Origin of the sequence: Filifactor alocis ATCC 35896, from assembly GCF_000163895.2 — a bacterium.
GTDB classification, from domain to species: domain Bacteria; phylum Bacillota; class Clostridia; order Peptostreptococcales; family Filifactoraceae; genus Filifactor; species Filifactor alocis.
Genome location: NC_016630.1, coordinates 1,144,329 through 1,157,229 on the forward strand (window position 1 = coordinate 1,144,329; position 12,901 = coordinate 1,157,229).

General features: G+C 35.8%; 10 protein-coding genes, 1 tRNA gene and 1 rRNA gene. 2 read left to right on the forward strand and 10 right to left on the reverse strand.

The genetic code is table 11. The features are described 5' to 3' along the window. Positions 1–264 precede the first annotated feature (264 nt). The 5 genes from HMPREF0389_RS05030 to HMPREF0389_RS05050 form a co-directional block, all read right to left on the reverse strand. A 16S ribosomal RNA gene (locus HMPREF0389_RS05030) occupies positions 265–1,799 on the reverse strand. A gap of 494 nt (positions 1,800–2,293) precedes the next feature. After that, positions 2,294–2,385 (reverse strand) — tRNA-Ser (locus HMPREF0389_RS05035). 200 nt (positions 2,386–2,585) lie between these two features. Further along, positions 2,586–2,762, reverse strand: a complete 177-nt coding sequence (rpmF, locus tag HMPREF0389_RS05040; RefSeq protein ID WP_014262290.1) for a 50S ribosomal protein L32 — start codon at positions 2,760–2,762, stop codon at positions 2,586–2,588. A 15-nt stretch (positions 2,763–2,777) separates the two neighbouring features. Beyond that, positions 2,778–3,287 carry a YceD family protein gene (locus HMPREF0389_RS05045; protein ID WP_014262291.1) on the reverse strand — a complete coding sequence of 170 codons (510 nt, stop codon included), beginning with the start codon at positions 3,285–3,287 and terminating at the stop codon, positions 2,778–2,780. A 114-nt stretch (positions 3,288–3,401) separates the two neighbouring features. Further along, a complete protein-coding gene (locus HMPREF0389_RS05050; protein WP_014262292.1) occupies positions 3,402–4,595 on the reverse strand; it encodes an acetate/propionate family kinase in 1,194 nt (397 codons plus the stop codon). 363 nt (positions 4,596–4,958) lie between these two features. On the opposite strand from HMPREF0389_RS05050, the gene HMPREF0389_RS05055 reads away from it, so the two are divergent. Further along, positions 4,959–5,984 carry a YeiH family protein gene (locus HMPREF0389_RS05055; RefSeq protein ID WP_014262293.1) on the forward strand — a complete coding sequence of 342 codons (1,026 nt, stop codon included), beginning with the start codon at positions 4,959–4,961 and terminating at the stop codon, positions 5,982–5,984. A 140-nt stretch (positions 5,985–6,124) separates the two neighbouring features. Beyond that, positions 6,125–6,667, forward strand: coding sequence for a DUF4364 family protein (locus HMPREF0389_RS05060; RefSeq protein WP_014262596.1), 543 nt, complete (start codon positions 6,125–6,127; stop codon positions 6,665–6,667). 392 nt (positions 6,668–7,059) lie between these two features. On the opposite strand, the gene HMPREF0389_RS05065 is transcribed toward HMPREF0389_RS05060, so the two are convergent. The 5 genes from HMPREF0389_RS05065 to HMPREF0389_RS09175 all read right to left on the reverse strand — a co-directional run bounded on the left by HMPREF0389_RS05065 (position 7,060) and on the right by HMPREF0389_RS09175 (position 12,901). After that, positions 7,060–10,014 (reverse strand): DUF2339 domain-containing protein, encoded by a 2,955-nt coding sequence (locus tag HMPREF0389_RS05065; RefSeq protein WP_014262597.1) that lies wholly within the window; start codon positions 10,012–10,014, stop codon positions 7,060–7,062. 373 nt (positions 10,015–10,387) lie between these two features. Next, a complete protein-coding gene (locus tag HMPREF0389_RS05070) occupies positions 10,388–10,774 on the reverse strand; it encodes a Dps family protein (RefSeq protein ID WP_014262598.1) in 387 nt (128 codons plus the stop codon). 188 nt (positions 10,775–10,962) lie between these two features. Next, a complete protein-coding gene (locus HMPREF0389_RS05075) occupies positions 10,963–11,592 on the reverse strand; it encodes an HAD family hydrolase (RefSeq protein WP_014262297.1) in 630 nt (209 codons plus the stop codon). Between the two features lie 56 nt (positions 11,593–11,648). Further along, positions 11,649–12,608 (reverse strand): nicotinamide-nucleotide amidohydrolase family protein, encoded by a 960-nt coding sequence (locus HMPREF0389_RS05080; RefSeq protein WP_242821703.1) that lies wholly within the window; start codon positions 12,606–12,608, stop codon positions 11,649–11,651. A gap of 26 nt (positions 12,609–12,634) precedes the next feature. Further along, entirely contained in the window at positions 12,635–12,901 is a 267-nt protein-coding gene (locus tag HMPREF0389_RS09175; protein WP_242821704.1) for a molybdopterin-binding protein, read from the reverse strand.

Here is a 12,901-nt window from a genome sequence, read left to right on the forward strand (position 1 = left end):
GAATTTACGAAAAAATACTTCGCAAGTACTTGTATTTTCATACTGTTACTCTTGAGTTTTTCTCTCGATTTCGTTTGTTTTTCTTTCTATCGTCTCGCGCTTTCTCTGTAATTTCTTAGATGTTATGCAGTTTTCAAGGTACAATTCTATTGCTTCGCTTTTTGGTAACTTCTTGGAGTTTCCTCAAAAATGCTTGCAATATGTCTTTTTCTTCTTTTGAAGGTTGAACCTTCAAAACTAAACAGCAGTTTCTTTTCTCCCTAGAAAGGAGGTGATCCAGCCGCACCTTCCGATACGGCTACCTTGTTACGACTTCACCCCAGTCATTTGTTTTGCCTTGGGCAGCTCTCTCCTTGCGGTTGAGTCGCTGACTTTGGGCCCCCCAAACTCCCATGGTGTGACGGGCGGTGTGTACAAGACCCGGGAACGCATTCACCGCGACATTCTGATTCGCGATTACTAGCAACTCCAACTTCATGTAGGCGAGTTTCAGCCTACAATCCGAACTTGGATCATCTTTTTGAGGTTTGCTTGACTTCGCAGTTTCGCTTCTCTCTGTAATGACCATTGTAGCACGTGTGTAGCCCTAAACATAAGGGGCATGATGATTTGACGTCATCCCCACCTTCCTCTAAGTTGTCCTTAGCTGTCTCGATAGAGTCCCCATCTTACTGCTGGTAACTATCGACAAGGGTTGCGCTCGTTGCGGGACTTAACCCAACATCTCACGACACGAGCTGACGACAACCATGCACCACCTGTATCCATTGTCTACCCGAAGGTAAAAGTCCTCGATTAAAAGGCTGTCATTGGTATGTCAAGTTTAGGTAAGGTTCTTCGCGTTGCTTCGAATTAAACCACATGCTCCGCTGCTTGTGCGGGTCCCCGTCAATTCCTTTGAGTTTTACTCTTGCGAGCGTACTCCCCAGGCGGAGTACTTAATGTGTTAACTTCGGCACCGAGTTCTTCACTCGACACCTAGTACTCATCGTTTACGGCGTGGACTACCAGGGTATCTAATCCTGTTTGCTCCCCACGCTTTCGTGCCTCAGAGTCAGTTGCAGTCCAGAAAGTCGCCTTCGCCACTGGTATTCCTCCTAATATCTACGCATTTCGCCGCTACACTAGGAATTCCACTTTCCTCTCCTGCACTCAAGTTAAACAGTTTTAATGGCTTACATTGGTTGAGCCTATGCCTTTCACCACTAACTTGTTAAACCACCTGCGCACCCTTTACGCCCAGTTATTCCGGATAACGCTTGCCCCCTACGTATTACCGCGGCTGCTGGCACGTAGTTAGCCGGGGCTTTCTTTTAGGGTACTGTCATTTCTTTCTTCCCCTACTACAGAGTTTTACGACACGAATGCCTTCTTCACTCACGCGGCGTTGCTGCATCAGGGTTCCCCCCATTGTGCAATATTCCCCACTGCTGCCTCCCGTAGGAGTTTGGACCGTGTCTCAGTTCCAATGTGGCCGTTCACCCTCTCAGGTCGGCTACTGATCGTTGCCTTGGTGGGCTTTTATCTCACCAACTAGCTAATCAGACGCGGGCTCATCTTTGTCCACCTCAGTTTTGATATTATTAGGATGCCCTATTAATATGTTATACGGTTTTAGCTATTCTTTCGAATAGTTATTCCTTTGACAAAGGCAGATTACCCACGCGTTACGCACCCGTCCGCCACTAACTTCTATATTCTTCGCCCCGAAAGGTTCTGTTAATAGTCGTTCGTTCGACTTGCATGTGTTAAGCACGCCGCCAGCGTTCATCCTGAGCCAGGATCAAACTCTTCGTTTTAATCTTTTCTCAGTTTTGCTCCGGTTGTTCTCTTGAACAACTTCAAAGTTATTTACCGGTTTGCTTTTTCCTTAATCTTTCGATTAAGTGGTTTTTCGCTTTGCAATTTTTCAATTGCTTGGTTGTTTTTTCTGCTGTTTAGTTTTCAAGGTTCATTCTTTTTTCTCGCTGCCCTCTGTGGTTTCCTACCTCGCCAGACTGCTTGTCTATATTACCATCTCGTTTTTACTTTGTCAACATCTTTTTTTATCTTTTTTATCGGCTCTTTCTGCTTTCTTTTCTGCTGTCTGTTTTGATGCTGCCTCTCCTACCTCGATGGTGTGTTCAATTTATCATATCTTCTTCTCTTTGTCAATTCTTTTTTTATCTTCCCTATAACAAGTTTGCAACCCGAAATAAAATTTAACAAAATCTATGTAAAAATAATTGCTACAAAAATATAAAAATGCCGTATTTCTAACACATACAGCATTTTATAAAAAATAAATATCCATTGGCGGAGATGGTGGGATTTGAACCCACGCACCGATAATATCGATCTGCCGGATTTCGAATCCGGTCCCTTCAACCACTTGGGTACATCTCCAAAAATAGATTTGCCTTACTTCATTAATCATACCAAAATTTCTTCAATATGTACATTCATGTTTCTGTATAAATTTTTCGTGTTGAATGAAAAATTTTTAAGATTAGCTTATATTTTTAAAGTAATGTATATTGAATAAATATAAATGTAAAAAGGACATGCCTAACCCACATGTCCTTTTTTGTTTCAAAAATAGATATCTATTTTGCAATAACTTCTCTACCTTTGTAATGTCCACATTCTGCACATACATGATGTGGTAAAGCGAATTCTCCACAGTTTGAACATTTTACCAATGTTTTTGCTGTCATTTTCATATTTGCAGATCTTCTTGATCTTGTTGCACTTTTTGCGGTTTTTCTCTTTGGTACTGCCATTTCTTTCTACCTCCTTTAGTTCAATAATTCTCTCAACTTTGCCATTCTTTCATCTATCGGTTTTTCAACTTCAGGACAATCACAAGGTCCATCATTTAAATTATGTCCACAGGTAGGACAAACACCCAAACAATCGTCTTTGCACAATAGTTTGAATGGTATTTCATCCCAAATTTGTACCCATACCAAATCCCATAGATTCAACTGATCTTTTTCATAACAATAGCTATCGAAATCCATAAAGTATTCTTCTTCCTCTGTTACCAAAACGACCAAAAATGGCTTGTCGACCGAAATTTCAATTTCCTTCAAACACTTGGAACAAGGTACGGACAATAAGGTCTTCACACTGCCGTCGAAAACTAGATTGTCTTCATGATAGCGAACACGACCTTCCACAACGGGCGTTTCTAAAAAAAGAACATTGTCATAATTGGCATTACATTCTTCTAAGGGGATGACATCATTTACAGAAATACTTTTCTTTTTTCTTTTTTTTACATCAGTAATATCTATAACCGCCATGACGCCCTCCTGATAATTCAACATTTCTCATTATACAAAGCGTTTCGTGTTTTGTCAATATTTTTGTATATCTGTAAAGTATATTTCCGGAATCTTTAATACAGATATCAAAAACTATTTTACTAATGCTAAAGTATCTCTTGCAATCATCAGTTCTTCGTTTGTTGGAATTACCATTACCGGAATTTTAGAGTCTTTCGTAGAAATAAACATTTCTTTTCCTCTTTGTTTATTTGCTTCTTCATCCAAAGCGATTCCCCATGCTTTAAATCCTTCACAGATTGCTGCTCTATCTTTTGCTGAGTTTTCTCCCAAGCCTGCTGTAAAGATAATTCCATCTACTCGTCCAAGTACTGCAGCATACGCTCCAATTGTTTCTCTCACTCTTAGACGGAAAGTCTCAAGTGTCACTTGTGCTCTCTCATTACCTTTTGCTGCTTCTTCTTCAATATCTCTAAAGTCAGAACTTACACCGGAAAGTCCTAATACCCCGGATTGTTTATTCATTAAGTTATTTACTTCTTCAATGCTCAAATTTTCTTTTTGCATTAAGAAAGGAACAATAGCCGGATCGATATCTCCACATCGCGTTCCCATAATTAAGCCTGCTAAAGGAGTGAAGCCCATGGATGTTTCTACAGATTTTCCTCCCTTAACCGCTGCTATAGATGCACCGTTTCCTAAGTGACAGGTAATCAAATTAAGTTCTTCCGGTTTTTTACCTAACAAAGCAGCTGCCTGAATAGACACAAATCTGTGAGATGTTCCATGGAATCCATATTTTCTAATTCCGTATTTTTCGTAATATTCATAAGGGATTCCATATAGGAACGCTTCTTTTGGCATTGTTTGATGGAATGCAGTATCAAATACAGCAACCATTGGTACTTCAGGAAGAATTTCTCTACAAGCAGAGATTCCAATCAAGTTTGGAGGATTGTGTAGTGGTGCCAATTCGATGCAATCTTCCAATGCTTTGATTACTTCTTCCATCAAAACGCAAGATTCCGCAAACTTTTCTCCACCATGTACTACACGATGTCCCACAGCTCCAATTTCTTCCATAGATGCAATTGCACCGTATTCTTCATTTACAAGTGCTTCTAATACTAATTTTAAAGCTACCTTATGGTCTTCCATCGGTACTTTGATAATTTCTTTTTCTTTATTTGCTGATTCGTGTTTCAAGATAGAGCCTTCAATTCCGATTCTTTCCACAAGACCTTTCGCTAACACATGCTCATTTTCCATATCAATCAATTGATATTTCAAAGAAGAACTTCCGCAGTTGATGACTAATATTTTCACTATATTTCCCCTTTCTAATACAAAGAAGACAGCTACCAGAAGTTAGCTTCTCCCATGTTTTTTTGCATTTTTTTATTTTTTCATCAATAGAATACAACAAAATTACATTAAAATCAATTTAAATTTCATTTTTCCTACTGATTAAAGTATTGTTTTGTCATTGTAAAGGATAAACTATCATTCTAAAATGCTACTACTTTTTATCTCAATTTGATTTCTTGCTATTTTAGTAAACAATACCACTTTTTCTCTGTATATGATTTTTTAAAAAATTATAGTACGAATCACTAATTATCATTATACATTATAAATTCATCATGATATACTGTACTGGATGAATTTATAAAAAAGGAGATAGTGTTTATGAAATCATTTTCAAAAAATTTTTATGGCATCTTACTATGTTTACTCATTGCAACGCCGGCATGGTTCTTAGGGAAGACTCTTCCTTTGGTTGGTGCTCCGGTATTTGCTATCTTCATCGGAATGATTGTAAATACATTTTACAAGGATAGAGCCAAAACCGGAGCCGGAATTAAATTTACATCAAAATATATTCTACAGTTCGCAGTTGTCTTGCTGGGATTCGGTCTCAACTTATCACAAGTCTTGATGGTGGGAACAACTTCTTTGCCAATTATTTTATCCACTATCACAACTTCTCTGTTCTGTGCGTGGTTATTACAAAAAAAATTCAACCTTGACAGCAATACGGCTACCTTAGTAGGCGTCGGGTCTTCCATCTGTGGTGGTTCAGCAATTGCTGCAACAGCTCCTGTCATCAAAGCGGATGAAGAAGAAATTGCAAAAGCTATTTCTGTAATTTTCTTATTCAACATTTTGGCAGCACTGATATTTCCCACACTCGGCGACTTGATAGGACTGTCTAACAACGGATTTTCAGTCTTTGCAGGAACCGCAGTCAACGATACTTCTTCTGTTACCGCAACCGCAACAACATGGGACAGTATACACAACTCAAACACCTTGGAAGGTGCAACAATTGTAAAATTAACAAGAACACTCGCAATTATTCCGATTACATTAGGGTTATCTTTCTATCAAATCTACAAACAAAAACAACAAGGCGCTTCCTCGCACGAAAAGGTAAGCATCAAAAAAGTGTTCCCAATATTTATTCTGTTTTTTGTATTAGCATCTATCTTAACTACTTTCTTAACCAAAAATGGAATTGATACTGATGTCTTTCATTACTTCAAAGTCCTTTCCAAGTTCTGTATTGTGATGGCAATGGCAGCGATTGGATTGAATACCGACATCATCAAACTGATTAAAACCGGCGGACAAGCCATCTTTCTTGGCGGAAGTTGTTGGATCGCCATCACCCTGGTTGATCTATTGATGCAACGATTCCTCAATCTTTGGTAACATTTTTGTTGTAAAAAATGAAATTTGCTCTGAATCTTTGATAAACTATCTACAAGAGTATGTCAAAATATGGTATGATGGATACATCATAGGTACATTAATTTGATTCTTATAAAAAGCAATTTAAAAGAGGTTTTGAAATGTTTGATAGAACAGCAAAAAAATTAGCAGAAGAAAAATTATATATTCTATTTGTATTGAAAAACGCAAATGTTTCATTATCAAAAAATATATTGACTCATATTTTTTTGGAAAATGAACTTCTTGATTTTTTCTCCTTACAACAATATTTATATGAACTGAATGAGGATGGATTTATTCAAGAGATGCAATCGAGTTCTCCTGCTCGTTTCGTCATTACTGAAAAAGGAGAAGAAGTCCTTTGTTTTTTCGAAAACCAGTTGTCATTCTCCAAAAGAGAACAAGTCTTAATTTACTTGGATGACAAAAAAGATTCTCTTATCAAAGAAAAAGAAATCAAAGCTACCTATGAAAAAACAGATGACAAAAATTACTCCGTCTGTCTATCCATGGCAAACGAAGACACCAATATATTTTGCCTGAATATTACCGTTCCGTCTGTTGCACTCGCAAGGACAATATGCCAAAATTGGGATGAATCATCTGCAGAAATTTACACTAATGTAGTAACATCTCTTATGCCAAACAAAAAACAAAGTTAGTATGAATTCTATAAAAAATCTATTTCATATATAGCAAAACAAATAAGGATAAGGATAAATTTATGATTTTACAGGAACAATATGATGTGACATTAAAAACTAACTAACAGAGTTGTCATAAGTTCAAATTTAAAAGAAATGCCTCTTAATCCTGTCTTTCTTGAAGCGAAAGAAAATGCTACTCTAATTTAAGAGAGAATAAAATAATAGACATCAATTTTGTGTAATACTATGAGAACGATTCAAATAAATTACAGTACAAAAAATAACTATTTTTTAAAATGTCATGATTCATCTTATCGTCACGACAAACATAAAAACACAGCATAAAAATAAAGACTCAATCTGCTCAGTTATTCAGATTGAGTCTTTTAATTTCTTTATGTTTTTTTCTATTCGTTTTCACTATTCTTATCCCTAAATTTCACACTCAACTTATTGTAAATAAAGCTGATTGCAAAGCAAAGTATGGCACCGACTATCATGGATAAAACTCTTTTTATAGAATTTTCGCCCCGCATGTCCACAGCAATAAATTTTAATACCACCAATATCGTCAGGCAGAGTCCATAATCTCTAAGCCCTTTCATCGCCCACTTAAATCCTAACGCTATAGAAATAACAGCGACTACAAGACCGGCAATATTATATAAGAATGAGACTATCTCCACATTCAGCAATCCGTTTAATATAGAAAAAGTTAATACTAAATATTTTAAACCTAATAACACATGTGTAAAATAAGGAATTACGTCTCTTTTTAATATCTCTTTTGACTGAACGACAGCTATTGCTATTGTAAATGTACAGTAAACATACAATGCCACTGTACCATTCACAAAATTAATATTTCTAATCCCTACAAAATATAATATAGCGGTAGCAACATAAAAAATGGAAGAAAGGGTAGAATCATCCAAAACTCCTCCATGGTCTGTCATTTTGAAATTCTCATCTTCCCAATTCTTAAAATATCCTATTGTCACAAAACCTAACATGAAAAGTACAATGACAGCATAAGTGATAGAGTTATATAATACGCTTGACTCTGCGGTTGCTCCGGTTGTTGCATTAAAGTTAATCAACAAAATTGATGTTAAACATAGAGGAAGTCCTATGATTTTAAATACAGCAAGATTCTTGTAATGTTTTGTCTTATATATATCAAACAAAAGATACACAAAAGCAACTATATTCAGCGTACCATAAACATAATTCATAACATTCGACTGAATATACAAGTTAATCGACATGTTTAACAAAATAGGAGCTATGTTGTCAATTAGTAAAATAACAACTATTAGCAAATAATTCACTTCCTTATGAATTACCTTGCCCACAATATAGAGAATGACACAAAGTACGATAAGCCCTGAGATGTTACCGTTAAACAAAGTCTTGTTAATCCCTAACAATACCGATCCGATAACTAAGCTAAAAAAGATGTCATAAGGTTTTCTAATGTTTTTCCAAAGTAGATTGATAGCTAAATATTGCATGAAAGCTACAATAAATATTGTCAAATATATCAATACTGCTTTCCCATTGATTTCTGAGATGAGCAATTGATATAAGGTTATAAATGCAACACCTGTGTTTATCATACTGATAGGGATTTTCTCAAGACTTTTTTCAGAATTTTCTTCCTCCCTATATAAAATATTATCTATAGTGAAAAGTCCTATTACAGCTAATAAAGCCAGCCACTTGCATCCGGATACAGTTAACGAAAATAATCCTATATACGACAAAAAGGACAAATTCAATGCAGTGGTCAAAAACTCTTTGTTAACTTTATAAGCGTTAGCTACCATGCTCACACAAACTAAGGTTATAAATGCAAATAGTAGAACTCTATCAAAGTCCGTTTCAACTACAAAGATACTAAATATAAGAACAACAAGTGTAGATACACAAGTTACTACCGTAGTGATAATTAATTTCTTTTTGTCTGATAATGCCCTGTATAACAGAAAACATATTGCTGAAAATGCAACCATACATACTAACGCCAACCGGTTGAAACTTGAAAGATTATCGAGAAATGAAAATACATACGCAGCAAACGATAAATTCAAAGAAACAACCAAATGCTTCTTACCTATTTTATTAGAAACAACACCCATTCCCACACAAATGAAACTGATAAATGTCAGCAATATCAAATTAGCAATATCACTACCGCTTTCCGTTATGCTTATTAGCAGAACAATAAAACTAAGAGTATAAATTAGTATTGTCGTATAAAAAAGTTCTTTTTCATTCGATAGTACCTTATACAAAGCAAACAGTATTACTCCAAAGACTGCGACACAAAGTGATGACAACATTTGAAATTGAGGATAATATTCAAAAAATAATATAATAAATGAAACAAAAGACATATTCAGTGTAATCACCGAGTATTTTTTATTCATTTTGAAAGAATTACCTACGATACTTACGCATACCAAAACCATGAAAGCAAACAACAAAGTTCTATCCATGCCGGTGTGCGCCAGACTCAGTCCCATCAAAAGCGTGATAATACTACCCATATACGCTATTATCACAGTAAAAAACATCTGTATTTTGTTCGATAAAAAGATGAAAAGTATAGCCCATATCAAGCACAGAATCAGCGTCATGTTGTTATCGACTAAATGAAACGCTAAATTAGCTGATAAGATATCTATGTATATTACTCCTGCACCCGTGCCAAGCAATATAGCATAAATCGGATTTTTATCTTTAAGGATGAACTTCAACCCAGCTCCACTCAACAAAATACCAACTAAAAATATAAGCCCGACTTTTGTTTCTGAAGTCATTTTATTCCAAATCATAGCTACAAAAGACCCGGTAGCTACAAAGAGCAAAAGAGCTGATAATGCGCCGATAATGTATTTCCCAACCATAGCTTCCCCACGCGGCTTGCCGTCATTTGTCTTGATTCTTTTCGGAAACTTAACATCAGGCAACTCAAAGCGCGGTGTTTTTTTACCGGAAGCTGTTGTGATAGGCAATTTTTTCTTTAGTGTCTCTGCCTTTGAAATAGAAGAACCCGATTTTTCGATTTCTGTTTTTTCATCATGAATTTCCATTTCAGAACTTTGAATATCAGAAATCTCTATCTTATGTTTTTCAAGCAGTTGTTCTTTGAACAAATTAGGATCATTTTCAAGAGAGTCAATTTCTGTCGCAATCTTTACCGCTTCATCCAAAGCTGTATTTCCCTGTAACTTGGTCTGAAGTCCATTTATTATCTGATTTTGTTCATCAATCTTTCGATAACAAGCATCCATTCTATATTTTAAATCGTGAATTTGAATTTCAAGCTCTTCTACGCGAGTCTTTATGCTCTTCACAAATCTACCTCCAATAACTTATAAAATAATATTGAACCTTGTAATACGGACAATCTTTTGTCTTCCAAAGAATCTGCTTGCCGTATGTACTGTCCTGAATTTTCAAAAAATACGATAACTGTCTTTTATGATAGCATACAAACTCCTTTTTTCAAAATCTATTTTTATGAATTATTGAAATAAATTATTAACCTCACCGAATCAGTATTATCATCAAAAACTGTCACGAAAATAAAAATCGTATACCTTCACAATAATCACAAAATTTTATAGCTATAAAAAAAGAGTTGTTTTTCAACAACCCTTTCTTCGCATATTTATATAGGATTTAAAAATATACTTTCGACTTCTATTTCCTTACTTGTTTCTTCTCTTATTTCACGCTTGAGTTAATGAACCATAACTGTTTGCTATGGTAAGCAATTTGTTCTTCCATCAATGAAACAGCTTCTGTCCAACCCAATCCATCTGCTTTCGATTTGATGTCTTTTGCGTTGTCAATCAATGTTTTAACATCTTCTTGAAGGATTTGCAACACTTCCAAAGAACTGAATTCTCTTGGATCCACCTCTTTGATAGTAGCTTTTTCTAAATAGTCACTCAATTTGCAATCAGGCATTACTCCGAATATTTTTTGATGTTCTGCCACTGCATCAAAGTGAAGGAATGTAGTATCGTACATCATTTCTGTAAATTCATGGATAGATTTGAATGCAAGTCCTGTCACATTCCAATGTAAATTGTGTAATTTAAATGTCATTACCGCCAAGTTAGATAAATATAAATCAAATTCTTTTTTTTAAGTTCATCATAATAAAATCCTCCTCTGTTATTTACTACTCTCTATTTCTTATAACTCATTTAACTACTGGCTATGATACCCCTTCATTGATTGTCTAAACAAAATATACTGATTATTTTTATTTTTTAATTCTGAATCTCAAATATTTACAATCCTAACAAACATTTTCTGAGTTCGGATGGATGATTAAAATAGTATGTGCTTTCAGAAAAATCATGGTTGCTCTGGATTCCCCAGCCTGCTGCTGCAAAATCCACTCCGGCTCGAAGTGCACATTTTAAATCTGAAATCGCATCACCGACATAAATCACTTTTTCTTTCTGTGTCTTATTTTCTTCAATAAATTTGTTTAACGGATCAGGATGAGGTTTTGGCATAAGAACGTCATCAGCACCAATAATTTGATTAAAGATTCCATCCATTTGAAAACGTTCCACATCCACTTGTGCTTCTGCATTTGTTCTCGATGTCACAATTCCAAGACCGTAGCCTGATTCTTTGAGTTCATATAACAACTCCTTCATCCCTTCAAAAAAAGAAATTGTATGTTGATACCTTACGACTCCATCATACCACTCTTGGATAAACGCTCTCTTATCTTTCACACCAAAGTTTTCCATAGTTTGATTGGTTGTACAACCAAAAATATGTTCCAAATCTTTTTTCTCTACAATTTTCCCCTCTAATTTTTCCAGCGCTTCTTTCACCGCACAAAGATTCGCTTCCCATGTGTTTAAAATAGTCATATCTAAATCAAAAACAATATATTGATACAAAATAATTCTCCTCTTTCTTCTCAATAAAATATTTGTTATCCGAATTTTCTTATATCCTACGCTTTTTGAAGTAAGATCCTTCTAAGCTCATCCAATGCTATTGTAACTGCTCTTTCACGAATCACATTACGACTTGCAAATCGATTCATCTTCTTCACAAAATACTCTCCTCTATCATAGATAGCAACATAGACTGTGCCGATAGGAGTTTGTTCCGTTCCGCCATTTGGACCGGCAAGTCCTGTAATCCCAACACCGATATCCGTTCCTGCAACTTCAGAAACACCTTTCGCCATTTCTTTTGCTACCTCTTCGCTGACTACTCCATTTTTTTCTAAAGTTTCTGCACTGACACTTAATCTACTCTCTTTGCTCTCTTCTGTGTAAGTCACAAATCCTTCTCGATACACATCAGATATTCCCGGATAATCAATCAACTTCGCTGCAAGCATTCCGCCCGTACAAGATTCTGCCGTTGCAATTGTAAGATTTTTCTTTAGTAACAGTTCTGCCACAACAGCTTCCAAACCTTTATCAGATGCAATGACCGTAGCATTTTCCCCAAACCGTCTCAACAACTCTTGTTTTACCGGTTCAATCAATTCCAATCCTTGTTGCTCTGTTTCTGCTTTCGCTGTGATGCGAAAAGTAACTTGTCCCTTCCCCGCATAAGTTGCAATGGTTGGATTTGTTTGATGCAATATCATATCCAAAACCATTTCTTCTGCCAATGATTCACCAAGTTCCGTTACGATAATTTTGCATGCTACAACTGTTTGTTTAGAATATTGATGTAAATGTGGTACGACTTGGTTTATCATCAACGGTTTCATCTCAAAAGGAGGCCCCGGAAGTAAAACAACTATTTTTTTTGACAAATCTTGTGTTTGTTCTACAATACAAGCATTTGCCGTTCCCATATCGTTGGTCAAAATCATGCTTCCTTCCGGAAAATATGCCTGTCTTAAATTATTCTTCGGCATTTCTTTATGAAAACTCATATATTTTTCGACCAAATGTTGATAACTTCCTTCATCATATATCATTGGTAAACCAAAATACTCTGCTCAATTTCTTTGGTAATATCATCCTGCGTCGGTCCAAGCCCTCCTGTAGAAATGATAACATCTGCTCGATTCAGCGCAATTTCATATGCCTCTTTCATTCGTTTCGGATTATCTCCAACTACTGTCTGATAATGCACATCTATCCCTATCTTTGCCAATTCTTTTGAAAGAAATGCAGCATTTGTATTGACAATATCTCCATGTAACAATTCTGTTCCCACACACAGTATTTCAGCATTCAT